Raw genomic sequence first — 23,642 nt, forward strand, 5'->3', positions numbered from 1 at the left:
CCCCGTCACCTGAATTCAGAGAGCAGAAAATGTCCGAACGTCAGCTCAGCCTCAACCTGTTTATCTACCCCAATGGTCATCACGAAGCCGCCTGGCGCCACCCGCAGTCGGTGCCGGAATCGTCCATGGACATTGGCTATTACCAGCAACTGGCATTGCGTGCTGAACGGGAAAAACTCGATGCCATCTTTTTTGCCGACTCGCCGTCACTGGCTGAAAGCGGTCGTGAAGGGTTGCGCATCCGCTTTGAACCGGTCACCTGGCTGGCGGCCATTGCAGCAGTCACCCAGCGCATCGGCCTGATCGCTACCGCCAGCACTACCTACAGCGAACCCTACAATCTGGCGCGCTCGTTCAGTGCCCTGGACCACCTGAGCAAGGGCCGCGCCGGCTGGAACATCGTGACCACGTCAATGGCCGCCGCGGCTGCCAACTTTGGGCTCGACGAGCATCCTTCTGCCCACGACCGCTACACCCAGGCCGAAGAGTTCGTGCATGTAGTGGGTAACCTGTGGGACAGCTGGGAAGACGATGCACTGGTGCTGGACAAGGCGGGCGGTGTGTTTGCCGACAGCACCAAGGTGCACTCGATCAATCACGTGGGGGCCTATTACAAGGTCAAGGGGCCGTTGAACTCACCGCGCTCGCCCCAAGGGCGGCCGGTGCAGGTGCAGGCCGGTTCATCCGAGGATGGTCGTGACTTTGCCTCCAAACATGCCGAAGCCATTTTCACCGCGCACCAGACCCTGCAAAGCGCCACCGAGTTTGCCCACGACATTCGTGCCCGGGCCAAAGCCGTGGGCCGCGATCCGCGCCAGCTGAAAATTCTGCCGGGCATCAGCCCCTACATCGCCAGCACTGAAGCTGAAGCCCAGCGCAAGTTTGATGAGCTCAACGATCTGGTTCTGCCCCACGTTTCGCTGGGGCAACTGCGACGCATGTTGGGTGTGGACCTGTCCGGGCAGGATCTGGATGCGCCGTTCCCTCGCCACTTGATCAACTTCGAGGGCATTGAAAGCCAGTCCAGCCGCTTCAAGTTGATCATCGATATCGTTGATCGCGAGCACGTCACCTTGCGCCAGCTGATCAACCGCCTGGCCGGTGCCCGTGGGCATTGGGTGCCGGTGGGGACACCCGTGCAGATCGCCGACCTGATCGAGCAGTGGTTCCGCAGTGGTGCGGCCGATGGTTTTAACGTGATGCCACCTGCGTTCCCTGATGGTTTTGAAGTGTTCCTCGATGAAGTGCTGCCGATCCTGCGCTCCCGCGGTTTGTTTCGCAGTGAGTACGCGGGCAGCACGTTGCGCGAGCACTACGGCCTGACGCGTCCGGATTCGCGTTACGCCCTGAAAACAGCCTGACTCCCCCCCTCCCCTGTGGGAGCGAGCCTGCTCGCGAAGCAGGCCTTGAAGCCATCGCGAGCTAGCCCGCTCCCACAACAGCAGCACTCAATCCATAAGGAGCGGGCATGAACCCGATCAACAACAGAAGAGCTTTCCTCAGAAGTTGCGCCGTACTGGGCGCAGTCGGTGCTGCCGGCATCCTGCTGCCCGGCTGCGAAAAAAAGGACGCGGGCGCCGGTAAAAGCGCCGCCGTGATCAAGGGCCGCGCCGATCAGGTCGTGGACTTCAAGTACCCGGACAACCCGTCATTCGATCTGGTCTACGTCGCCGACTCCCTCGGCTATTTCGAGGGCTCCCGCGCACGGCCCAAGTACATCGGGCGCATCGCCGCACCGCAGATCATTCCGTTGACCGGCACCGGCGAAATCGACTTCGGTGCGCGCATGGTGCCCCTGGTGATTTCAGCCATCGCCAGTGGCCTGGATCTCAAGGTGGTCGCCGCTGGCGGCAAGACCCTTCAGGAAGCACCGCACATGAAGTATTTCGTGCGTGACAATTCGGGCATCGTCAAACCCAAGGACCTTGAAGGTAAAACCGTCGGTTTCAACAGCTTTGGCGCCTGCGCCGAGTTTGTGACCAAAAAATACCTGCGTGAGCAGGGCGTCAATGTCGACAAGATCAACTGGGTGGTGGTGCCGGACAATCAGGGCGAACAAACCTTGGCCACCGGCAATATCGACGTTGCCATCATCCACCCGCCATCGTCCGGAGGGGCCGAGAACAACCCGGCGCTGCGCAAGCTGTGGAGCGACTACGACCTGGACGGTGGTCTGGGCGGCATGGCGCCGTACAGCGTGTTCGGCAAGTTCAGCCGCGAGAATCCGGAGGCCACCCGCGACGTGGTCAATGCCATTGCCCGTGCCGCCAACTGGGTCAATGCCAACCCCGATGATGCGCGCAAGATCACCTCCGAGCGCATCGGCATGAAGCTTGAACTGGTGGAGCGCTTTGCCTATATCGACGATCTGGTAGTGACCGAGCCGCCGATTCAGTACTACATCGACATCCTCGAAAACGAAGGCAAGATCAAGAAAGGCTCGATAGGGGTCAAGGATGTCTACACCAACGAATTCAACCCGTTTGCCCAGGGACACGTCTGATGGCGGCCCCCAAGATCATCGCCCGTGACCTGAGCATGGAGTACCAAGCTAGGGATGAAGCCGGGCGTGAGGAGCGGGTGCCCGTGCTGGAGGGGTTCGACCTGCAGGTACGCGAGGGCGAGTTTCTGTCCATCCTCGGGCCGTCGGGCTGCGGCAAGTCGACCTTTATGAACATCCTCGCCGGGCTTGCTCACAAGACCGGTGGCGATCTGCTGGTGGACGGTAAACCCCTGCAAGGCATCAACCGCAATCAGGGGGTGGTGTTCCAGGGGTATGCGCTGTTGCCCTGGCGCACGGTGCTCGACAACATCGCCGTGGGCCTGGAGATCCGCGGCGTGAGCAAGGCACAGCGACTGGAAACCGCTCGCGAATACCTGGAGCTGGTGGGGCTCAACGGTTTTGCCTCGCGCTACCCCCACGAGTTGTCCGGCGGCATGCGCCAGCGCGTGGCCATTGCCCGCTCGCTGGCCTACGACCCGGACGTGCTACTGATGGACGAGCCCTTCGCGGCCCTGGACGCGCAAACCCGCGAGACCTTGCAGAGCGAATTACTGCGCATCTGGGACACCCATAAAAAAACCATCGTGTTCATCACCCACAGCCTGGATGAGGCGATCTTCCTGTCGGATCGGGTGGCGGTGATGACTCAGCGTCCGGGGCGGATCAAGGAGATTTTCGATATCGACCTGGCCCGCCCCCGCCTTCCTGAGCTGCGCAATACCCAGGCTTTTGTTCACTATCGCCAGCGCGCCTGGGAGGCTCTGCGTGATGAAGTGACCGACATAACCCGTGAGCCAGCAGCAGCGGCGACGCATCAGAACTGGCAGAGCATTGCGACTCTGGGTGGTTATCGGATTGGAGTATGACCATGGGCTTTAAATTGACTTCACGCCGGGTGTTTGACAGCACCGTGGGCATTGTGGCGTTCCTGGCCCTTTGGGAGGCGTTGCCGCAACTGGGGATCGTCAACCCCGGCTACCTGAGCCCGCCGTCGGCGGTATTGGGTGCGGTGCTGGACCTGGCCAGCAGCGGTGACTTGCTCAAGCACGTGCAGGCCAGCCTGTTTCGCTCTTTTGCCGGGTTGCTGCTGGCCATCGCCTCGGGTGTCAGCCTGGGGCTGATGATGGGCTGGTTTGCACGGGTCGAAAGCGTGCTCGATCCGTTGTTGCAGTTCTTCCGCCAGACCTCGGCGCTTGCGTTGTTCCCGGTGTTTATTCTGTTTTTGGGCATTGGTGAATTGTCCAAGATCGCGATCATTTTCTGGGCGTCGTTCTGGCCGATTCTGTTGAGTACCATCAGCGGCGTGAAGCAGGTCGATGGGTTGCTGATCAACTCGGCACTGTCGATGGGCGCGAATCGCTGGTTTCTGTTTACCAAAATCGTACTGCCGGCGGCGTCGCCTTCGATCTTTACCGGGATTCGTCTGGCGGGTGCCTATTGCATCACCGCACTGGTGGCCGCCGAGATGATCGGTGCTCATTCCGGGTTGGGTTTTCTGACGCTTAATTCCCAGGAGGTGTTCCAGATCCCCAGCATGTACGCAGGCATTCTGCTGTTGGCGGTGGTGGGTTTGCTGCTGAACTTTTTGCTGGCCTTGTTGGAGCGACGTTTTACCTATTGGCGCCGGGGCTTGCGCCACGGTGGTTAGGTGGTTGGCGGCAGTGGTGACTGGCGCAGTGGCGCTGGTCGCCTGGCAATGGCCGGCGGCACCGGGCGATATGCCCCGGGGGCCGCTGCTGCAGGCGGCCGAACAGCGCCAGGTGCTGCGCGTGGGCGTACGCAGTTATCCGCGCCCGACCCTGGGACAGGAAGCCCTGGTTGCCGAGCCGGATGAACTGGACAGTCAGTTGGCCGAAGCCCTGGGGGCTTACCTTGGCTTAAAGGTGCAACTGCAGGCATTGCCCGATACGACCAACTTGAATGATGGCAGCGTCGATCTGGTGATAGCCGGGAGCTTGAAACTGCCTGTGGCGGCTGATCGGGTGGCGAGTTTGCGCAAGTTGCCGGTGCAGTACCGGGAGGGGGCGTTGATTGGCTTGCGCAATGCGCCTCGGCGCCCGATACAGGGGCAAAGCGTGTGCATTGCCGTCGGCAGTCCCTGGGCGCAAACCTTGACGCAACAGGGTGCCGAGTTGCGAACCTATGTGTCGTCGATTCGTGCCGCGGTGGCGTTTATGGCGGGCGAGTGCAACCTGTTGGCTGAAGAGCGCAACAGCTTGCAGGCGCTTGCACAGGCGCCGGACTGGCGTTTCTATACGGTGTTGCCGCAGACATTAAAGGCGAGCAGTGATGTACGGGTATACCTGAGCCGAACTGACAAACAGAGCCGGGCGCTGATCAATGCGGCGTTGCATGACTGGCAGGCCCGTGGCGGCCAGACCCGCGCCTGGGATGTGCGCAGTAATGCCTTGTTGGTGGACAGCCTGAAGATTGGGGATGGGCTGGTGTGTCATTGAGCCTTGGCGGCTACAAGGTCTGAAGGAAACTTCAACTGTGGGAGCGAGCCTGCTCGCGAACGAACTTCGCGAGCAGGCTCGCTCCCACAGGGAGGGTTGACTGGCAACAGAGTGTCTACAGGTGTGCGGGGTCTACGCTACACCAATGCGCCATTGCGCAGGCGGCGGTGTGCCGTTGACCGCAAAGTCCCCCACGATCCGGCTCTTGTAGATACGCGGGTTGTGGGACGACAACGTCCGCGCATTACGCCAGAAACGGTCCAGCCCCAATGGCTTGAGGGTGGCCGATGCACTCAGCGCATCGAACAAATCGCCACTGGCCTTGATGATCAGGTCTGAAACGATGGTTTGTGATTGCGCCACTTCCAGTTCCGCGATGTTCACCGCCAGGGTCAGGGCCTGTTCGTCGTCGCTCAGACTCGCTTCATGGGCGCGTTGCAGGGCCTGTGCGTTCAGTGCCGTGATGGCTCCCGCGGTGTAGGCCGCGCTGCGCAGGTTGCCCACGACTTGCAGCACTTGTGGATCCTGAGCCACGCGCGGGGCATTGCCGCTGCTGAAGCTGCGGGTGCGCCTGGCCACGTGCCCGGCCGTCTCTGCGGCCAGCGCCCGGCCAATTCCGGCCAGGGTCGCGGTGTGCACGGTCTGGTAAAAAGCCGGTGAATAGCGAAAGCGATTTTCAGCCAGGATGACGTTGATCGGATCGACCGGCACTTCGCGAAAATGGGTCGTGCCGCTGGCGGTCAGGGTCTGGCCGAAACCGTTCCAGTCATCAATGATTTCAACCCCGGGGTCGCTGGTGCGTACGATCACCGAGACCCGCTGTTCATCAGGGTTGTTGGCGCTGACATCGACCCAGTCGGCATACAGCGCACCCGTGGTGTAGAACTTGCTGCCGCTCAGTTGCCAATGGCCCCCGTGCAGGCTCAGGCGGGTGCCGAACTCAAGCTGTTTGGCGTTGCCCACTTCGCCGGACGCCGGGCTGACGGTCTCGCCACGGCCCAGTCGCTCCAGCCAAATGCCCTGATACTCACGGTCGCGGCTGTTGAGCAGGTTTTCGCAAAAACCAAAGTGCCCGCGCAACGACTGCACCAGGTTCGAGTCGGCCTCGGCCAGTTCGATCAGCAGGTTGAACAGTTCGGGCAGGCTGGCGCCCGCACCGCCGTATGCCTTGGGTACGCGAACCGTGGTGAAACCTGCTTCCTTGAGCCATTGCAGTTCCTGGATCGGCAAGCGCCGCTCCAGTTCGCGATCCACGGCACCCTCGCGAATCCGGGCGAACAGGGGGCGAAAACGTTGCGCCAGGTCTTCGTATCCGGCCGAGGGGACGGCGCCCCAGGCTGAGTCTATTTGTGACATGTGATGCTCCTTGGAATTACCAGCCAACGGCAAAGCGCAGGCCGGATACAGGCAGGGGTGGGGGGCTCGGCGCCGCAGCGCCCGGTATCGCCGCCAACAGGCGACGGGTGTAAGGGTGCCGGGGTGAGTGCCAGAGGGTGTGCGGGGTGGCTTGCTCGACAATCTGCCCTTGCTCCATCACCAGGATCCGGTCGGCGAAATAGCGCACCACCGACAGGTCGTGGGAGATAAACAGGTAGGACAGGCCCAGCTCTTCACGCAGTTCCACCAGCAAGTTAAGAATCTGGGCCTGGGTCGAGACATCCAGTGCCGACACCGGCTCGTCGCAGATCACCAGCCGGGGCTTGAGGATCAGCGCCCGGGCAATGCCGATACGCTGGCGCTGGCCGCCGGAGAACTGGTGGGGCAGACGCGCCAGACTGCTGCGCGCAAGACCGACGGCATCGAGCATTGCCAGGCGTGCCTGTTGGCGCTGCCCTGGGTCGTTTTGCCCGTGCAGGCGCTGCACGCGGTCGAGAATGGTCTCCACGCTGTGGCGTGGATTGAGCGCGGCATAGGGGTCCTGGAAAATCATTTGCACCTGACGTCGCCAGCCCAGCAGCTCCTCACCGGCGAGGCTGGCGATGTCGCGCCCGTCGAACTCGACTGTGCCGCTGCGTGCAGGCAGCAAGCGCAGCAGGGTGCGGCTGAGGGTCGACTTGCCGCAGCCCGATTCGCCGACCAGCCCCACGCTTTCGCGCTCGCCCACTTCCAGGCTGATGCGGTTGAGCACAGTGCTGTCGCCGTAGCCGGTGGTCAGGTCGCTGACCTTGAGCAGCGCCGGGTTGCCGGCGGGTGCCCGTGGCTTGCGCCCCGGCCCGTAGTGGCTGCTGTTGACGCTGTAGCGCGTGGCCTGGCCGGGCTGGCGCTCGATGTTGATTTCGGCCAGGCGGTTGTTCAGGTAGTGCTGGTCATGTTCCGCTCCCAGCGAAGCCTGAAGCAGGCCGCGACTGTAGGGGTGTTGCGGGCGATCGATCAGGGCGCGGGTCGGTTGGCTTTCCAGCGCGTGACCGTCATGCATCACGATCACCCGGTCGGCGTGCTGGCCAACCACGCCCAGATCATGAGTGATCAACAGCAGGCCCATACCCAGTTCACCGCGCAATCGCGCCAGCAATTCGAGGATTTGCGCTTGCACGCTCACATCCAGCGCGGTGGTCGGCTCGTCGGCGATCAACAGGCGCGGCTGGCAGGCAATCGCCATGGCAATCACAACCCGCTGGCGCTGGCCACCGGACAAATGTTGCGGGTACTCGCGCAGGTGCGCCGCGGGGCGGGGCAGTTGCACCAGCGCAAAGAGTTCTTCGGCGCGCTTCCAGGCCTGGCGACGGGTGAGGTCGGTGTGCGCCAGCAGGTTTTCGGCCACCTGTTCACCCAGGGTCAATACCGGGTTGAGGCTGGACAGCGGGTCCTGAAAAATCATCCCCAGTGCGTTGCCTTGCAACTGGCGCATCTGCCGGGGCGCGATGCTCAGCAGGTCCTGGCCTTCAAACAAGACCTGGCCGCCCAGCTGGGCGTTGTCCGGCAGCAGGCCCATCAGCGCCAGGGCCGTGGTGGATTTGCCGCAGCCGGATTCACCCACCAGTGCCAGGGTCTCGCCAGCCTGCAACGTGAAACTCAGGTCTTTTACCGCATCGGCATTGTCGTAGCTCACGCGCAAACCGCGTACGTCCAGAAGGCTCATGGGATATACCGTCGCAGGCGAGGGTTGAGGGCGTCGTTAAGACCGTCGCCCAGAAGGTTGAGGGCCAGTACCACGAAGATGATTGCCAGCCCCGGCAGGGCGGTCAGGTACCAGCCGCTGGCGATCTGTTCGCGACCACTGCCGAGCATGGCGCCCCAGCTGGCTTGGTTCGGATCGCTCATGCCCAGAAAGGCCAGTCCGGCCTCCACCAGAATCGCCTGGGCGATCAGGATCGAGGTGGTGACCACCAGCGGCGCGAGGGCGTTGGGCAGAATTTCGCGCAGGATGATGGCGCTATTGCTGAAGCCCAGGCTGCGGGCGGCGGTGACGAAGTCGGCTTCGCGCAAAGTACGGAATTCGGCGCGCACCAGCCGTGCGACCGTTGGCCATGAGGAGATGCCGATCGCCAGCGCGATGATCCCCAGTGTCGGGTTGCCGATGGCCACGATGACGATCACCAGCAAAAACGACGGCACGGTCTGGAACACTTCGCAGATGCGCATCAACACATCCCCCAGCTTGCCGCCGTGGTAGCCGGCCAAGGCACCGACCAGCCCGCCGATCAACACGCTGATCAGGGTGGCGCTGGCGGCAATCAATAAGGAGCCCCGGGCGCCGTGAGCGATCCCTGCAGCCACGTCGCGGCCCAGTGAATCGCTGCCCAGAAAGTAGCCAGGGTCGTCGCCGGGCCAGAGCATCGGCATGGCCACCATGTCCAGCGGATCGCCGGGGTAGAGCGTGCCGGCCAACAGCGCCAGAGTGAGCACCAGCGCCAGCATCGTCGCGCCGATCAGTGCCGAAGGGTTACGAAACAGGGCCGTCCAGACGCTTTCGCTGTAGCCGGTCGGGGCGCTTTGCAGCACGGCAGTGGTCATGGGGCAGCTCCTTTTCAGTCGGCCTGGATACGGGGGTCGAGCCAGGCTTGCAGCAGGTCTACGGCGATGTTGATCACCACCACCAGCATCGATGACAGCAGCAGGATGCCCAGCAGCAGGTTGTAGTCGCGGGACATCACCGCCTCCAGGGTGAGGCGGCCCAGGCCGGGCCAGCCAAACAGGGTTTCGGTGACGGCAGCGCCACCAAGCAGGGCGGCAAAATGCAGCCCGGCCAGGGTCGAGACGGGCAGCAGGGCGTTGCGCAACACGTGCCGCGACACCACCCGCCAAGGCGCCAGCCCCTTGGCGCGAGCGGTGCGCACGTAGTCCTGGCGCTGCACTTCAAGCATCGCGGCGCGGGTCAGGCGGGCATACAGGGCGATATAAAACGTGGCCAGGGCCAGTACGGGCAGCACAGCGTGTTGCAGCCGGTCGAGCAGCCAGGCCGGGCCATTGAGGTTCAGGCCCAGGGTCTGGAAACCGTTGCTGGGCAACCAGCCCAGTTTTACCGAGAACAGCAACACCGCCATCAGGCCGATCCAGAACCCCGGCGTGGAATAGAGCAGCAGAACCGCCAGCGACAACACACGGTCGGGCCAGCGCCCGACCCAGGTCGCCATTGCGGTCCCGGCAGCAATCCCGATGGCCAGTGCCAGGCCCAGTGCGCCGACCATCAGCAGCAGGGTGTTGGGCAGTCGATCCAGCACCAGTTGGCTGACCGGCAGGTTGAAGCGTGGCGACAGGCCCAGGTCCAGATGGGCCAGTTGACCGAGGTAGCGCTGCAGTTGGTCCACCAGGCTCAAGTCCAGGCCGAAATGGCTGCGCCACTGGATCAGCGTCTCGGCGCTGGCGCCCCCGGATTCACCGGCCAGCACGTCTACCGCGTCGCCGGGGATCAGCCGCAGCAGCAGAAAATTAAGTACCAGGATGCCGATCACGGTGGGGATGGCTTGCCATAAGGTGCGCCTCGACAGGCGCCACATTCTGCGCCGTTCAAGCATGCTCGCCCCCTGCGGCGGCCAGGCTGATATTGGCCAGGCTGCTGTCCAGGCCGTTGGCGTCGTCTTCGAAGCCGCTGACCCGCGTGTTGTAGACCGAGACCTGTTGCTGCATCACCAGGGTGATGGAGGGCACTTCTTCGATCACGATTTTCTGGAATGCCTTGAACAGATCGCCGCGTTTTTGCTCGTCGGTCTCCACGGCGGCGCTTTCCAGCAGGCGGTCCACCTCGGGGTTGTTGTAGTGGGTGCCGTTGGAGAAGGGCACCCCCTTGCGAAAGTTCTTCGACCAGTACAGGCGTTGAACACCGACGGTGGGGTCGTACAGGGTGCCCATGCCGACCACCGCGAAATCAAAGTCGCGGTCGGTGTAGATGCGCTTGATGTAGGTGGGGAAGTCCTGGGCGCGCAGCTTCACTTCGATGCCAATGCGTGCCAGTGCACTGCGCACATAGGTGGCGGTGCGGCTGTAGCTGTCGCCGTAGGGCAGCGGGTCGAGGGTCAGGCTGAAACGCCAGGGGCCTTTTTTTGTCAGCCCCGCCTTGTCCAGCAGTGCGTTGGCGGCCTCGGTGTCGAAGGGGTACGGGTTGGGGCCTTCGTAGACGTAGTTGGCGAAGCTTTTGGGAATGGGCGAATAGCTGGCTTCGGCGTAGCCGTAATACACCACTTTGCGGATGACTTCGCGGTCCAGGGCATGGGCAATCGCCTGGCGGACTTCGAGGCGTGACAGCAGCGGGTGGTCAAGGTTGAACTCAAGAATGGTCGGGGTAATGGTGTAGCGATAGCCCCGGGTTGTGGCCTTCAGTCGGCCGGATTTGGTCAGGCGGTCCAGCTCGCTGAGGGGGACCGGGCTTTGCCCGCCGGCATCCAGCGTGCCGTTTTCGAAGGCGGCCATGCGGGCGGCGCCGTCCGGGATGACCTTTAGGATCAGGGTATCGACCACGGTTGCCGCCGGATCCCAGTACTGCGGGTTGCGTTCGTATTCGATAAAGCTGCCACGTTCCCAGCGCTTGAAGCGGAAGGGGCCGGTGCCCACCGGGGCATTGTTGTGCAGGTTGCTCAGGGGATCGCCTGAAGCGTAGAGATGCTTTGGCAGGATCGGCGTTTCTCCGCCGGCAAAGCCTCGGATCAGATAGGGCGCAGGCTTGCTCAAGTGGACGATGGCGGTGTGATCGTCGGGAGTGTCGACCCGTTCAAGGTTGGCAAAGGTGCTGGAGCCACGAGGGTGGAAGCGCTTGATCAGGTCCAGGGAGAAGGCTACGTCAGCCGAGGTGAAGGGCTCGCCGTCATGCCATTTGACGCCTTCGCGCAGGGTGAAGCGGTAGCTCAGGCCATCGGGTGCAGCCTCCCAGGCGGTCGCCAGTGCAGGGCGGGCGTTGAGGTTTTCGTCATACGTGAGCAGCCCCTCCAGCACCTTGCTGCTGGCCGTGACGCTGGTGCCCGCGGTGGTGTTGAACGAACTCAGCGAAGGTGGCTCGGGGTTGATCAACAGGTTGAATACCCGCCGCCCGCTGACGGCTTCGCCCGTCGCGTCGGCCAGGGCTGAGGGCAGGAACGGAATGCTGGCGCCGAGTGCGGACAGGGCAGACAGGCCAACAACAAATTGACGACGGGTAAAGGGCATGGCGGTCATCCTGGGGTGGGTTAGCGGCGTAAGCCGGCCTGGCGCAAAAGCGGCAAAACGCGCTCGCCAAACTGTTCAAGGTCGGGGGCGAAATCGAAGAAACTCAGTTGCAGGCCATCGATACCGGCTTCTTTCAGGCGAATGATGTCGCGCACCACGGTCTCGGGGCTGCCGACCAGCTGGATATTGCCGCCCACGTAACGCTCTGCCGGTTGGTGGCCGCGCCAGGCATGGGCATCGCTGGCTTCGCGGGCATGGCCTTCCAGTGCGCCAGGGTCGCCTGCGGCGGTAATCGCGGCGTGGACTTCCCAGGCTTCGGCATCGCTGTCGCGGCAAATCACCAGAGGGTTGATCAGGGTGCGTACCTGACGGCCATAGCCGCGGGCCGCATGTTTTATCCGCTGTAAATGCTCGGGCAGCTTGTCCAGCGCGTTCTCGATTTCGGCACTGCCGGGGCTGGTGGTAAACACGATGTCGGAGTGGCGGGCAGCGAAATCGATGCCTGCGGGTGAGCCGGTGGCGTTGACCAGCACCGGGCGGCCGAAGCTTGGTTTGACGCTGATGTAGGCCTCTTCCAGATTGTAATGATCGCCGCTGAAATCGACGTTGTCCTGACTGTGCCAAAGCTCCTGCACTACACGGATAAACTCATCGGCCTGGCGATAACGCTGATCATGTTCGATGGGGGCCTGCCCAAAACGCCGGTGTTCGCGATGCCGGTGGCCGGTCACCAGGTTCAGACCCCAACGGCCTTTGCTGATGTGGTCCAGGGTGGCGCCGAACTTGGCCAGATGCAGCGGATGCCAGGGGCCGTAGAGCACGTGCAGGGTGGAAATCAGCAAGATCCGCTCGGTCACCGACGCCAGTGCTGCCTGGGTGATGAAGGCATCCAGGGACTCGTCGTGGTAGCGGATATCGCCACCGTAGCCGCCCTTGCCCAGCCATTCGGCCAGGGCGAACACCAGGTCGAAGCCCAGCGCTTCGGCGCGCAGGGTCAACTGGCGGTTGTAGTCGAATGTCCAGGTGGTGCTGCGCGGCAGAGCAGAAGGGCTCCAGCCACCCGACTGCACCGGCAGGAACAGGCCCAGAAACAACGGTTGTTCGAAGGCACGGGACAGAGGGCTTTCAGGGAAATCCAGAGGGGATAGCTGACGTGACAAGGCGAACGCTCCTGGCAGTGGGTAGGCAAAAACGGGCTATTCCTGCACTTGCGCAGGGCTGGTCACCAAATAGGCAACGGCTTCGCTGTTGAGCGGGTTGTGGCAGGTGGGGGGCTGTTCGGTGTGGAACAGGATTGAATCGCCAGCGTGCAGGACGAAGTGTTCGTCATTGATGGTCAGCTCCACAGTGCCTTGAGCGACCACCAGGTTTTTTTGCCCGCTGTGGGGGTTGCCGGGCACGTTTTGCCGGGCTTGCGGGCTCAGGCGCAGCTCATGGAACTCCACCTTCGTTTCACCGTGCTCGGGGGGCAGGGCGCGGCGGACAATGGTGCAGGGATCGAGAAACTCGGCGATCGAGACGTTGAGTGCGCCCGCCACCTTGCACAGCACTTTGACCGAGGGAAAACTGCGGCCCGCTTCAATCTGCGCGATCATCGCCCGCCTGACCCCGCTGGCATGCGCCAGCACTTCCAGGGACACCTGGCGCTTGTCACGCAAGCGGCGAAGGTTCTGGCTGATACGCTGGGCGACAGGGTCATCGCCCTGGTGGTCGCGCTCGGGCAGGCTAAAAGGGATGCTGCCGCTGCTGTCGAGAAAACCGGTAGGGATATTCATGGGCGCGAGCCTGCAACGTGAGTGAGTGCAGGTGAATAGTCAGGGCCATGGGGGCGACGGCTCATGATGATTCCTTTTCATGCGGTCCGAAAAGTCATGAGATTACCGAGGGTTTTTTAGATCCATAAATAATTAATTCAGACGTTTAAAGATCGTTTGAGAATAAGGGAAGACCTGACAAAACCGCTCTATGGTTATGCCTCGTTGGGCGTTGACCGCCCCAGCCACGCTGACTAATGTTTGCGCCATTCGATTTCACGATCACCACGCAGGGAGTCATCATGAGCGACATTCAGTACCGCAACCTGGGCCGCAACGGTGTGAAGGTTTCGCCCATCACCCTGGGCACCATGATGTTCGGCGGGCAGACCCCGGACGACGTCGCCCGGCGTATCACCGACCGCGCGTTTGAGCAGGGCATCAACTCCATCGATACCGCCAACGGCTACAACGGTGGTGCTTCGGAAGAGGTGGTCGGCCGCTTGATCGGCGAGCGCCGCCAGCAATGGGTGCTGGCGACCAAGTTCGTCAATCCCGACCCGGGTGGTAGCGGGCCGAACAACAGTGGTGCTTCGCGTCAGAACGTCATCGCTTCGGCAGAAGCCAGTCTCAAGCGCCTGAACACCGACTATATCGACCTGTTTTACCTGCACCGTGAAGACCACGACACGCCGGTGGACGAGACGCTGCGTGCTCTTGATGACCTGATCCGGGCGGGCAAGATTCGCGGGTACGGGCTGTCCAACCATCGGGGCTGGAAGCTGGCCGAATTCAGCCGCAGCGCCGACCTGCTGGGCATTCAGCGCCCCAGCGTGAGCCAGCCGCTGTACAACCTGGCCAACCGCCAGATTGAAATCGAGCACCTGCCGGCGGCCGAGCATTACGGCATTGGCGTGATCTCTTACAGCCCGTTGGCCCGTGGCGTGTTGACGGGTAAATACGACCCCAATCAGGCCCCTGGCCAGGACACTCGTGCCGGGCGAAACGACCCACGCCTGCAACAGACCGAGTGGCGCCCCGAGTCTCTGAACCTGGCCCAGCGCATTCGCGACTACGCCGAGGGGCAAGGCATCACCGCAGGCCAGTTTGCCTTGGCGTGGGTGTTGAACAACAAGCTGATCACCTCGGCCATTGCCGGTCCGCGTACCGAACAGCAATGGGAAGACTACGTGCCGGCGTTGAACTACACCTTCACCGCGCAGGACGAAGCGTTTATCAATGATCTGGTGGTGACGGGACACTCATCGACACCGGGCTACAACGACCCGAGCCATCCGTTTTTTGGGCGCCGGTCGCGGGTCTAGACAGACAGCAGCAAGACTCATGTGGGAGCGAGCCTGCTCGCGATAGCATCACCGCGATTTGCCTGCCAGTTAAAGTCTCCTTGATTGACCGTTGGCCATAAGAAATCAATAAACGGTACTGAATAAGTACCGTTTATTTATGTATCTGGCCTGACTCCTGTAACGGGCTCGTGATCTCTGTAGTGTGAGATTTTACCAAGCAGTTATATAGGCATGGCCATTTCGGTATTTGCGCCTGATTTAATGAGGGCTCATGAACTCATTAAGCAAGGACAAATATGATTGTTAAATTCACCCCGTTTCAAGCAAGTGGCTCGATCTTGCTGCCGCCCAATCAAACAATGTCGCCGGGGCAATATCTGGTATCTGAGAACGGACAGTTTCGATTACTACTGCAAGCGGATGGGCATTTGGTTATCAAGGACGGTGAGGTTGTCGTCTGGGTTGCAGATGGCAGTTAGATTTACAGAAGAACTGTATACAGGAAAAAAATTCGCGAGCCTCTTCACTTTGTGGTTAGTAATAACGTTTTTCTTTATGACCCATCCAGAAGGCGTTTATGGATTGCTGAAAGTACTCATACAAGGGATAAATCACTTTGGTATAACGCCTGTATGGTTATTCAAAATGATGGGAATTTGGTCATTTATGATCAGCGCACAGGCAATCCGTGCTGGGCCCGTTTCGGGTTCGTTCCTGGTCGAATTTCAAAGCCAAAGGACAGGCTGGTGAAGGAGCTGCCTAATGGTGTGCAATTTTTTGAATGGAGGTTTTAACTGTCATTTTTTACCATCATTGGCCAATGGCTTGTCTATTCACGGGCTCTTGAGAACTGGCGGCGGTTGCAAACAATCAGGACTGTATGGGTCTGTCTGGCATTTGTAGGCCAGTTCCGGGCCGTACCCTTTAGGGAAAAAATGGACGTTTTTACAAGCGGAAAGTGTGATGAGTATTAATATGACTGAGAGTGTTTTCATATGCCATCCAGTTTTTTTGGCGAGCATAGAGCTTTAAATAGAAGGTCTTATATCATTCTATTCCGACCGTTCTGTGGGATGCGCCTGTAGTGGTGTTGAATTTTTTAGGGTTGGAGTTATGAATTGTCCTACACCAAGATTGAGTGCAAAAAACGGTGATTTTACAGGCTGGATAAATGACTAAAATATTCGCGCATTGTGCCCATGCACATTACTGAAACGATCACAGCTGTGGGAGCGAGCCCGCTCGCGATAGCATCACCGCGATATGCCTGCCAGCCCGCAGCGCTTGCGTCGCAGGCAAGCCGGCTCCCACAAAGCTTGGGTGGCTTAAAAGTTGGCCGGTGTATTGGCGCTGATGATCTCTGCCTCATCCGCGCCAATATTGCGAAAGCGATGGGGCAGGGTGGTCGGGAAGTAATAGCCGTCCCCGGCATTCAATATGCTGATTTGCCCGTCCACGGTGAGTTCTACCGTGCCGCGGGCAACCAGTCCGCATTCTTCCCCTTCGGCGTGCACGATCGGCTCTTCTCCAGAGCTTGCGCCCGGCGCGTATTGCTCGCGCAATAACCGCATCTGCCGGCCCGGCACTGAGGCACCAATCAGCAGCAACCGCAAGCCATCACGCCCCAGGTCCGGCTGTTCATTGGCGCGGAAGACGTATTGGTGTTCGCGGGGTGGCTGGTCGAAGGTGAAAAAGTCAGCCAGAGACATGGGGATGCCTTCCAGCAACTTTTTGAGGGAGCTGACAGAAGGACTGACGCGATTCTGTTCGATCAGGGAAATGGTGGCATTGGTGACGCCGCTACGCCGGGCCAGCTCGCGCTGGGACATTTTGTAGCTTTCGCGTACTAATTTGAGTCGTGAGCCCGTGTCCATGACAGCCTTATGTGAAAACTACTTAAGGGTGATGGGGGAGATGGCGGTCGACGGATGCTGCAAATCGCACCGAACCCCTGTCCCAGAATCGTGAAAGGCGACTATTAAATCACGTTTGTTCGTGTTGCTCAGCAGGTTCGGTGAATAGCCCAGGCCTTTCCTGATTGCCTTGTGGGAGCGGGCAAGCCCGCTGCCACAAGGGGCGCAGCTAGATCCCGAAACGGTCGCGCATTGCGTAATACGCAGCGCCCATGGCAGTCAGCGGTACCTGGAAGGTCCGGCCACCGAGCATGGGCATGTGCGGCAACGAGGCAAACGCATCGAAACGCTCGGCGTCGCCGCGGATCATTTCAGAAATCAGTTTGCCCGCCAGGTGCGAGCAGGTGACGCCGTGGCCGCTGTAGCCTTGCATGTAGTAGGCGTTTTTCTCGATTCGCCCGAATTGCGGCATGCGTGACATGGTCAACAGGAAGTTGCCGGTCCAGCGGTAATCGATCTTCACGTCCTTCAATTGCGGGAAGGTCTTGAGAATCTTCGGCTTGATCAGTTGCTCGATGTCGTCCGGCTCGCGGGCACCGTAGACCACGCCGCCGCCGTACAGCAGGCGGTTGTCGGCCGTCAGGCGGTAGTAGTCGAGCAGGTAGTTGCAGTCTTCAACGCAGTAGTTGTGGGTGATCAGGCTTCGGGCGACGTTTTCCGCCAGCGGCTCTGTCACGACAATTTGCGAACCGCAGGGCATGCTTTTGCTGGTCACGCGACTGTCGAGGTCTTGCGGCAGGTAGGCGTTGCCCGCGATCAGCAGGTACTTGGCCCGAACCACCCCTTTGGCGGTGCGCACGGTGATCGGCTCGCCGTAAGTGATTTCGACTGCGGCCGATTGCTCGAAGATCTTGCCGCCCAGGCCGATGATTGCCGAGGCTTCGCCGAGTGCCAGGTTCAGCGGGTGGATGTGTCCGCCCTGCATGTCCAGCAGGCCGCCCACGTAGTTGTCGCAACCCACTTCACGCTTGATGTCGTGTGCATCGAGCAGTGTCAGGTTTTGGTTGCCGTAGCGTTCCCAACTGTTTTTTTGCTCGGTCAGGCCTTTGAGCTGCTTTTTGTTCAGCGCCGCAAAGATACCGCCCGGACGGTAATCACACTGGATGTCGTAGTGCTGGATACGCTGACGGATGATGTCGGCGCCTTCAAACATCATGCTGCCAAGCACTTCGGCTGTCTTGTCGCCGTAGCGTGATTCGATGACATCCACGTCACGGCTGTAGGAGTTGACCAGTTGGCCGCCGTTGCGACCGCTGGCACCGAAGCCGACTTTGGCGGCTTCGAGCACGGTGACGCTGTAACCAGCCTCGGCGAGGAACAGGGCTGAGGACAGGCCGGTGTAGCCCGCGCCGATCACGCAGACATCGCATTCCACCTGCTCTTCAAGGGTCGGGAAGTCGCCCGTGTGGTTGCGGGTCGCGGCGTAGTAGCTGTTGATATGTGTGTGTTTCATACGTTTCTCCGATGGCTGTCGACACGTGTGGGCAACAGCCGCCGTAAAGGTGTTAGAGCTTGATCCAGGTGGCCTTGAGCTCGGTGTATTTGTCGAACGCGTGCAGCGACTTATCCCGACCATTACCCGACTGTTTGAACCCGCCAAACGGTGCCGTCATGTCGCCGCCGTCGTACTGGTTGACCCATACGCTGCCGGCGCGCAAGCCGCGAGCAAAGGTGTGGGCCTTGCTCAAGTTGCTGGTCCATACGCCTGCGGCCAGGCCGTAGATGCAGTCATTGGCTATCTCCAGCGCTTGCTGCTCGGTGTCGAAGGTGATCAGCGACAGTACCGAGCCAAAGATCTCTTCCCGGGCGATGGTCATGGCGTTGGTCACACCGTCAAAAATGGCCGGTTCCACGTACAGGCCTCCAGTGTCTTCGAGGGTGCGATTGCCGCCTGTGATGAGTTGTGCACCCTGGTCCTTGCCGATCTGGATGTAGCGCAGCACGGATTCCATTTGGCGCTGATCGACGACGGCACCCACGGTGGTCGCCGGGTCCAGGGCATGCCCCGGTTTCCAGGCTTGCAAGGCCTGCACCAGTAAGGGAATGAATTGCTCGCGGATCGATCGCTCCACCAGGAGGCGCGAACCTGCGGTGCAGACTTCGCCCTGGTTAAAGGCAATGGCGCTGGCGGCTGCTTGCGCGGCGGCGGGCAAATCCGGCGCGTCGGCAAACACCACGTTAGGGCTCTTGCCGCCCGCCTCGAGCCACACCCGCTTCATGTTGCTCTGGCCCGCGTAGATCAGGAGTTGCTTGGCAATGGCTGTCGAGCCGGTGAAGGCCAGGACGTCGACGTCCATGTGCAACGCAAGCGCTTTGCCGACGGTGTGCCCCAAGCCCGGCAGGACGTTGAACACGCCTTTTGGGATACCGGCGTCCAGTGCCAGCTGAGCGATACGGATCGCCGTGAGTGGCGATTTTTCAGACGGTTTGAGGATGAACGAGTTGCCTGCCGCCAAGGCCGGGGCGAACTTCCAGCTGGCCATGATCAGCGGAAAGTTCCACGGCACGATGGCCGCGACAACACCTGCAGGCTCACGGGTGATGAGACCCAGTTGATCGTGGGGGGTGGGCGCGACTTCGTCGTAGATTTTGTCGATGGCTTCGGCGTTCCAGCGAATCGCGTTGGCGGTCGCCGGGATATCGATGGTCATGGAGTCGCTGATGGGCTTGCCCATGTCCAGGGTTTCCAGCAGCGCCAGTTCTTCCTGGTTGGCCAGAATCAAGTCGGAAAAACGAATCAGGATGCGTTTGCGCTCAGCCGGGGCGAGCCTGGCCCAGACGCCGGATTCAAACGCCTTGCGAGCAACGATCACCGCCGCATTGGCGTCGGCTTCGTCGGTGCTGGCGACGTTCGCCAGAAAGCGACCGTCCACCGGGCTCATGCATTCGAAGGTTTCGCCGCTGAGTGCGGGGCGGTATTGACCATCAATGAATGCCCGGCCTTCTAGTGTCAAAGACTGAAAGCGTTGCTCCCAGTCACTGCGAGTGTTTGCCATTGGAGTGACTCGATACAGTGGGAAATGGGGTCGCGGGACGCGGAGTCGACCCCTCTACGATTCGAAACGCACAGGCACCGGGGGAGTGGGCTTGCCCGCGATAGCGCTGTGTCAGACGACATCTATGCTGGATGTGCCGACGTCATCGCGGGCAAGCCCGGCTCCCACAGGAGGCGGGTCGATCAAACGGTGTGCAAGTACCAGTTGTACTCAAGGTCCGAGATGGAGTTCTCGAACTCGGCGAGTTCGCTTTCCTTGCAGGCGACGAATACGTCGATGTACAGCGGGTCGATGTACTTGGCCATGACTTCGCTGTCGTCCAGTTCGCGCAATGCGTCACGCAGGTTGTTCGGCAGGCTCTGTTCGTTCTGCTCGTAGCTGTTGCCTTCTACCGGTGGGCCCGGCTCGATTTCGTTGGTCAGGCCATGGTGAATGCCGGCCAGCACAGAGGCCATCAGCAGATACGGGTTGGCATCGGCGCCGGCGACGCGGTGTTCGATGCGCACCGAATCGGCAGAACCGGTTGGCACACGCACCGCCACGGTACGGTTATCGATGCCCCAGCTTGGCGAGTTCGGTACATAGAACTGTGCACCGAAACGACGGTATGAGTTCACGTTCGGGCAAAGGAAGGCCATCTGCGCGGGCAGGGTCTCCAGCACACCGCCGATGGCGTGACGCAATGCGGCGTTCTGCTCGGGATCCTCGCTGGCAAAGATGTTGTTGCCTTCTTTGTCGAGAATCGAAATGTGCACGTGCAGCCCGTTGCCCGCCTGGCCCGGATACGGCTTGGCCATGAAGGTGGTGTCCATCTCATGGTCGTAGGCGATGTTTTTCACCAGACGCTTGAGCAGTACCGCGTAGTCGCAGGCCTTGATGGGGTCGGACACGTGATGCAGGTTGACTTCGAACTGGGCCGGGGCACTTTCCTTGACGATGGCGTCAGCCGGAATGCCTTGTTCTTTCGCGCCTTCAAGAATGTCCTGGAGGCAGTCAACGTATTCGTCCAGGTCATCGATCAAGTACACCTGGGTCGACATTGGACGCTTGCCTGACACCGGTGACCGTGGCGATTGCGGGCGGCCGTTCACGTTGTCCTGGTCGATCAGGTAGAACTCGAGTTCAAAGGCTGCACATATCGTCAGGCCCATGTCATCGAATTTGGAAACGACCTGGCGCAGCACTTCACGCGGGTCAGCGAAGAAAGGCTGGCCTTCGAGTTCGTGCATGGTCATTAGCAATTGTGCCGTCGGGCGCTTCTGCCAGGGCTCGATGCACAGGGTATTGGGAATGGGGTAGCAGATACGGTCCGAGTCACCGATATCCAGACCCAGGCCGGTGCTTTCCACCGTAGAACCGTTGATATCAAGCGCAAACAAAGAGGCCGGCAGGTTGATGCCTTTCTCGTAAACCTTGTGGAGACTGGTGCGCTCGATGCGCTTGCCGCGCACCACGCCGTTCATATCCGCAATGAGAAGGTCGACGTACAAAACCTCAGGATATTTCTTAAGGAATGCGTTCGCTTCATTGAGCTGAACTGCGCGCAGGGGAACTGACATGATGCACCTATTATGTTAATTATTATGTTCACTGCCCTTTCACGAGCTCAGTCAATCCGAAAGGTTTAGTGAAGTCAATAGCGAACACCTCGTCTTAAAACGTTATTTTTAAGGCCGTATAAGAGCTTTTTGGTCCCGGATAAGCCGTTTGAAGCGCGCCGGAGATGATGATTGGCCTTGAGGTGTTTTAGATTTTTTACATTGGAGTTGTTAATTAAAATCAACAAGACTAAGCTCCGGAAAAGCTCGTTCAAGTGTGAAACTTCGAGGTGATAAAAATGGCACTCAAGCCATTGATCGGCGTTACTGCATGCGTCAAACAGATTGGCCTGCACCCTTACCACGTCAGCGGCGACAAGTACTTGCGTGCTGTCAGCATCGCTTCGCTGGGGTTACCGGTGATCATTCCTTCCCTGGCGCAACTGACCGAAACAGATGAGCTGCTCGCTCATCTGGATGGTCTGTTGCTCACGGGCTCGCCTTCGAATGTGGAGCCGTTCCACTATCAAGGTTCCGCCAGCGCTCCGGGTACGGATCACGATCCGGCGCGCGATGCCACAACCCTTCCTCTGTTGCGTGCAGCCATTGCTGCGGGCGTTCCGGTGCTCGGTATTTGCCGGGGGTTTCAGGAAATGAACGTGGCGTTCGGTGGCAGCCTGCATCAGAAGGTTCACGAGCTCCCGGGCTTTCTCGATCACCGCGAAGCGGATCACCCGGACCTGGCCGTGCAGTACGCACCGGCGCATGGGGTTGAGGTGCAGCCGGGTGGTGTATTCGATGCGCTGGGTTTGCCCCGAACGTTCCAGGTCAATTCGATTCACAGCCAAGGTATTGATCGGCTTGCTCCTGGCCTGCGTGCCGAAGCCGTTGCACCGGATGGACTGATCGAGGCGGTTAGCGTCGAGTCCAGCAAGGCGTTTGCCGTGGGTGTGCAATGGCACCCGGAATGGCAGGTTCAAGACAATCCTGTCTACTTGAGTATTTTTCAGGCGTTTGGCGATGCATGCCGACAACGGGCATCTCTTCGTTATTCGCGCTGACTGACGATTTTTATTTTCGCGTATTGATTTGGCTGTCTGCGTAAGCAGGTGGGCGGGTCTTTGCGTGTCATTCCCCACCACAACACACCGCGATAACAACAAGTACTACCAGGTTGCCGGAAGGTCGGCGCCGAATAAGCCCGTTCGCAGCGGGTTATCCACTACTAAGTCGGGCCGCGTTGGCCTGGCGACTGAAACCTGTTGGGAGTTTCATATGGCAAACGCCTCCAGTACCTATAGGAAGGCTCTTGAAGGTCACCAGGCACCGAAAAAAGTGTTGGTAAAAGTCGATCGAGTCACCAAGAAGTTCGACGAAACCATCGCTGTTGACGATGTGTCCCTGGAGATCCATCAAGGTGAAATCTTCGCCCTGCTCGGAGGTTCCGGCTCCGGAAAATCGACCTTGCTGCGCATGCTGGCAGGCTTCGAGCGCCCAACAGAGGGCCGTATTTTCCTCGACGGTGTAGACATCACTGACATGCCGCCCTACGAGCGGCCGATCAATATGATGTTTCAGTCTTACGCGCTGTTCCCGCACATGACGGTGGCGCAGAACATCGCCTTTGGCTTGAAGCAGGACCGTTTGTCCGCCAGTGACATTGAGGCTCGCGTTGAGGAAATGCTGCGACTGGTGCACATGACCCAGTACGCCAAACGCAAGCCGCACCAATTGTCCGGTGGTCAGCGTCAGCGCGTGGCCCTGGCCCGTTCGCTGGCCAAGCGCCCGAAACTGCTGCTGCTCGATGAGCCGATGGGCGCGCTGGACAAAAAACTGCGCTCGCAGATGCAACTGGAACTGGTGGAGATCATCGAGCGGGTTGGCGTGACCTGTGTGATGGTGACCCATGACCAGGAAGAAGCCATGACCATGGCTGAGCGTATCGCCATCATGCACCTGGGCTGGATCGCTCAAATCGGTAGCCCGGTCGACATCTATGAAGCGCCTGTCAGCCGAATGGTGTGCGAGTTCATCGGCAACGTGAACTCCTTTGACGGTTCGGTCATTGATGACGAGGAGGGCTACGCGATCATCCACAGCCCGGAACTGGATCAAAAGATCTACGTGGGCCACGGCGTGACGACGTCGCTGCAGGACAAATCGATTACCTACGCCATCCGCCCCGAAAAAATGCTGGTCAGCACCCTCAAGCCCGAGTCGGCCTACAACTGGTCCCACGGCAAGGTGCATGACATCGCCTACCTGGGTGGTCACTCGGTGTTTTATGTGGAACTGCCCGGGGGCAAGATCGTCCAGTCGTTCATGGCCAACGCCGAGCGCCGTGGCGCGCGTCCTACCTGGGATGACGAAGTCTACGTGTGGTGGGAAGACGACAGCGGCGTGGTACTGCGCTCATGAACATGCGAAAGCTTAAACGCCGACTGCAACGAATAACCCCCGGTGGCCGTCAGATGGTCATCGGGATTCCATTCCTGTGGCTGTTTTTGTTTTTCATGCTGCCGTTCTTCATTGTGTTGAAGATCAGCTTTGCTGAAGCCGACGTCGCAATCCCGCCGTATACCGAGATCTACAGCTACGT

20 protein-coding genes and 1 pseudogene are annotated in these 23,642 nt (G+C 60.2%); 10 read left to right on the forward strand and 11 right to left on the reverse strand.

The genetic code is table 11. The features are described from left to right. Positions 1-29 precede the first annotated feature (29 nt). The 5 genes from TU76_RS22285 to TU76_RS22305 all read left to right on the forward strand — a co-directional run bounded on the left by TU76_RS22285 (position 30) and on the right by TU76_RS22305 (position 4,959). Positions 30-1,361 carry an LLM class flavin-dependent oxidoreductase gene (locus tag TU76_RS22285; protein ID WP_019827377.1) on the forward strand — a complete coding sequence of 444 codons (1,332 nt, stop codon included), beginning with the start codon at positions 30-32 and terminating at the stop codon, positions 1,359-1,361. Positions 1,362-1,468: 107 nt separating this feature from the next. Further along, positions 1,469-2,503, forward strand: a complete 1,035-nt coding sequence (locus TU76_RS22290) for an ABC transporter substrate-binding protein (protein WP_048352524.1) — start codon at positions 1,469-1,471, stop codon at positions 2,501-2,503. Next, positions 2,503-3,369, forward strand: a complete 867-nt coding sequence (locus TU76_RS22295; RefSeq protein ID WP_019827379.1) for an ABC transporter ATP-binding protein — start codon at positions 2,503-2,505, stop codon at positions 3,367-3,369. The genes TU76_RS22290 and TU76_RS22295 overlap by 1 nt, the downstream gene beginning before the upstream one ends. A gap of 2 nt (positions 3,370-3,371) precedes the next feature. Next, positions 3,372-4,151: an ABC transporter permease gene (locus TU76_RS22300; protein ID WP_048352525.1), complete on the forward strand. Its 780-nt coding sequence runs from the start codon at positions 3,372-3,374 to the stop codon at positions 4,149-4,151. A 16-nt stretch (positions 4,152-4,167) separates the two neighbouring features. Beyond that, on the forward strand, positions 4,168-4,959 hold the full coding sequence (locus tag TU76_RS22305) for a type 2 periplasmic-binding domain-containing protein (protein ID WP_239660159.1): 792 nt from the start codon (positions 4,168-4,170) through the stop codon (positions 4,957-4,959). A 132-nt stretch (positions 4,960-5,091) separates the two neighbouring features. Here TU76_RS22305 and TU76_RS22310 read toward each other — a convergent pair whose 3' ends face one another. The 7 genes from TU76_RS22310 to TU76_RS22340 are packed head-to-tail and all read right to left on the reverse strand — an operon-like array spanning position 5,092 to position 13,310. Beyond that, positions 5,092-6,315, reverse strand: coding sequence for an acyl-CoA dehydrogenase family protein (locus tag TU76_RS22310; RefSeq protein ID WP_048352527.1), 1,224 nt, complete (start codon positions 6,313-6,315; stop codon positions 5,092-5,094). Positions 6,316-6,331: 16 nt separating this feature from the next. Continuing rightward, positions 6,332-8,038 carry a dipeptide ABC transporter ATP-binding protein gene (locus TU76_RS22315; RefSeq protein WP_048352528.1) on the reverse strand — a complete coding sequence of 569 codons (1,707 nt, stop codon included), beginning with the start codon at positions 8,036-8,038 and terminating at the stop codon, positions 6,332-6,334. Beyond that, on the reverse strand, positions 8,035-8,913 hold the full coding sequence (locus tag TU76_RS22320) for an ABC transporter permease (RefSeq protein WP_046810693.1): 879 nt from the start codon (positions 8,911-8,913) through the stop codon (positions 8,035-8,037). The genes TU76_RS22315 and TU76_RS22320 overlap by 4 nt, the downstream gene beginning before the upstream one ends. A gap of 14 nt (positions 8,914-8,927) precedes the next feature. Continuing rightward, on the reverse strand, positions 8,928-9,914 hold the full coding sequence (locus tag TU76_RS22325) for an ABC transporter permease (RefSeq protein WP_019827385.1): 987 nt from the start codon (positions 9,912-9,914) through the stop codon (positions 8,928-8,930). Continuing rightward, entirely contained in the window at positions 9,907-11,535 is a 1,629-nt protein-coding gene (locus tag TU76_RS22330) for an ABC transporter substrate-binding protein (RefSeq protein ID WP_019827386.1), read from the reverse strand. The genes TU76_RS22325 and TU76_RS22330 overlap by 8 nt, the downstream gene beginning before the upstream one ends. Positions 11,536-11,555: 20 nt before the next feature. Beyond that, positions 11,556-12,695, reverse strand: a complete 1,140-nt coding sequence (locus TU76_RS22335; protein WP_048352529.1) for an LLM class flavin-dependent oxidoreductase — start codon at positions 12,693-12,695, stop codon at positions 11,556-11,558. Between the two features lie 36 nt (positions 12,696-12,731). Further along, the gene (locus tag TU76_RS22340; RefSeq protein ID WP_048352530.1) at positions 12,732-13,310 is read right to left on the reverse strand and encodes a helix-turn-helix domain-containing protein; all 579 of its coding nucleotides are present in this window, start codon (positions 13,308-13,310) and stop codon (positions 12,732-12,734) included. A 290-nt stretch (positions 13,311-13,600) separates the two neighbouring features. On the opposite strand from TU76_RS22340, the gene TU76_RS22345 reads away from it, so the two are divergent. Both TU76_RS22345 and TU76_RS25685 read left to right on the forward strand, forming a co-directional pair. Next, positions 13,601-14,614, forward strand: a complete 1,014-nt coding sequence (locus tag TU76_RS22345) for an aldo/keto reductase (RefSeq protein WP_037032627.1) — start codon at positions 13,601-13,603, stop codon at positions 14,612-14,614. Positions 14,615-14,892: 278 nt separating this feature from the next. Next, on the forward strand, positions 14,893-15,075 hold the full coding sequence (locus TU76_RS25685; RefSeq protein ID WP_231984118.1) for a hypothetical protein: 183 nt from the start codon (positions 14,893-14,895) through the stop codon (positions 15,073-15,075). A gap of 846 nt (positions 15,076-15,921) precedes the next feature. Here the strand turns inward: TU76_RS25685 and TU76_RS22355 are convergent. The 4 genes from TU76_RS22355 to TU76_RS22370 all read right to left on the reverse strand — a co-directional run bounded on the left by TU76_RS22355 (position 15,922) and on the right by TU76_RS22370 (position 21,064). Next, positions 15,922-16,470 (reverse strand): cupin domain-containing protein, encoded by a 549-nt coding sequence (locus TU76_RS22355; protein WP_046810696.1) that lies wholly within the window; start codon positions 16,468-16,470, stop codon positions 15,922-15,924. A 208-nt stretch (positions 16,471-16,678) separates the two neighbouring features. Continuing rightward, the gene (locus TU76_RS22360; RefSeq protein WP_019827392.1) at positions 16,679-17,962 is read right to left on the reverse strand and encodes an NAD(P)/FAD-dependent oxidoreductase; all 1,284 of its coding nucleotides are present in this window, start codon (positions 17,960-17,962) and stop codon (positions 16,679-16,681) included. 52 nt (positions 17,963-18,014) lie between these two features. Then, on the reverse strand, positions 18,015-19,505 hold the full coding sequence (locus TU76_RS22365; protein ID WP_019827393.1) for an aldehyde dehydrogenase: 1,491 nt from the start codon (positions 19,503-19,505) through the stop codon (positions 18,015-18,017). A gap of 182 nt (positions 19,506-19,687) precedes the next feature. After that, complete coding sequence (locus TU76_RS22370; RefSeq protein WP_046810697.1) at positions 19,688-21,064, reverse strand: glutamine synthetase family protein; 1,377 nt, start codon at positions 21,062-21,064, stop codon at positions 19,688-19,690. Between the two features lie 278 nt (positions 21,065-21,342). Between TU76_RS22370 and TU76_RS22375 the strand changes: the two genes are divergently transcribed. From TU76_RS22375 to TU76_RS24960, 3 genes and pseudogenes are all read left to right on the forward strand, one after another. Then, complete coding sequence (locus TU76_RS22375) at positions 21,343-22,104, forward strand: gamma-glutamyl-gamma-aminobutyrate hydrolase family protein (protein WP_048352531.1); 762 nt, start codon at positions 21,343-21,345, stop codon at positions 22,102-22,104. Positions 22,105-22,318: 214 nt separating this feature from the next. Next, positions 22,319-23,461 carry an ABC transporter ATP-binding protein gene (locus TU76_RS22380; RefSeq protein ID WP_019827396.1) on the forward strand — a complete coding sequence of 381 codons (1,143 nt, stop codon included), beginning with the start codon at positions 22,319-22,321 and terminating at the stop codon, positions 23,459-23,461. Then, positions 23,458-23,642, forward strand: a pseudogene (locus TU76_RS24960) (putrescine ABC transporter permease PotH); the annotation flags it as partial. The gene TU76_RS22380 and the pseudogene TU76_RS24960, both read left to right, overlap by 4 nt.

It is taken from the genome of Pseudomonas psychrophila (genome assembly GCF_001043005.1).
Lineage (GTDB): Bacteria > Pseudomonadota > Gammaproteobacteria > Pseudomonadales > Pseudomonadaceae > Aquipseudomonas > Aquipseudomonas psychrophila.

What these genes read in the sequence shown, in the direction of transcription:
- TU76_RS22290 (WP_048352524.1), top strand. Translation starts at nt 1,469, where the DNA reads ATGAACCCGATCAACAACAGAAGAGCTTTCCTCAGAAGTTGCGCCGTA.
- TU76_RS22320 (WP_046810693.1), bottom strand. Translation starts at nt 8,913, where the DNA reads ATGACCACTGCCGTGCTGCAAAGCGCCCCGACCGGCTACAGCGAAAGC.
- TU76_RS22375 (WP_048352531.1), top strand. Translation starts at nt 21,343, where the DNA reads ATGGCACTCAAGCCATTGATCGGCGTTACTGCATGCGTCAAACAGATT.
- TU76_RS22365 (WP_019827393.1), bottom strand. Translation starts at nt 19,505, where the DNA reads ATGGCAAACACTCGCAGTGACTGGGAGCAACGCTTTCAGTCTTTGACA.
- TU76_RS22300 (WP_048352525.1), top strand. Translation starts at nt 3,372, where the DNA reads ATGGGCTTTAAATTGACTTCACGCCGGGTGTTTGACAGCACCGTGGGC.
- TU76_RS22330 (WP_019827386.1), bottom strand. Translation starts at nt 11,535, where the DNA reads ATGCCCTTTACCCGTCGTCAATTTGTTGTTGGCCTGTCTGCCCTGTCC.
- TU76_RS22370 (WP_046810697.1), bottom strand. Translation starts at nt 21,064, where the DNA reads ATGTCAGTTCCCCTGCGCGCAGTTCAGCTCAATGAAGCGAACGCATTC.
- TU76_RS22325 (WP_019827385.1), bottom strand. Translation starts at nt 9,914, where the DNA reads ATGCTTGAACGGCGCAGAATGTGGCGCCTGTCGAGGCGCACCTTATGG.
- TU76_RS22380 (WP_019827396.1), top strand. Translation starts at nt 22,319, where the DNA reads ATGGCAAACGCCTCCAGTACCTATAGGAAGGCTCTTGAAGGTCACCAG.
- TU76_RS22285 (WP_019827377.1), top strand. Translation starts at nt 30, where the DNA reads ATGTCCGAACGTCAGCTCAGCCTCAACCTGTTTATCTACCCCAATGGT.
- TU76_RS25685 (WP_231984118.1), top strand. Translation starts at nt 14,893, where the DNA reads ATGATTGTTAAATTCACCCCGTTTCAAGCAAGTGGCTCGATCTTGCTG.
- TU76_RS22315 (WP_048352528.1), bottom strand. Translation starts at nt 8,038, where the DNA reads ATGAGCCTTCTGGACGTACGCGGTTTGCGCGTGAGCTACGACAATGCC.
- TU76_RS22360 (WP_019827392.1), bottom strand. Translation starts at nt 17,962, where the DNA reads ATGAAACACACACATATCAACAGCTACTACGCCGCGACCCGCAACCAC.
- TU76_RS22355 (WP_046810696.1), bottom strand. Translation starts at nt 16,470, where the DNA reads ATGGACACGGGCTCACGACTCAAATTAGTACGCGAAAGCTACAAAATG.
- TU76_RS22340 (WP_048352530.1), bottom strand. Translation starts at nt 13,310, where the DNA reads ATGAATATCCCTACCGGTTTTCTCGACAGCAGCGGCAGCATCCCTTTT.
- TU76_RS22310 (WP_048352527.1), bottom strand. Translation starts at nt 6,315, where the DNA reads ATGTCACAAATAGACTCAGCCTGGGGCGCCGTCCCCTCGGCCGGATAC.
- TU76_RS22295 (WP_019827379.1), top strand. Translation starts at nt 2,503, where the DNA reads ATGGCGGCCCCCAAGATCATCGCCCGTGACCTGAGCATGGAGTACCAA.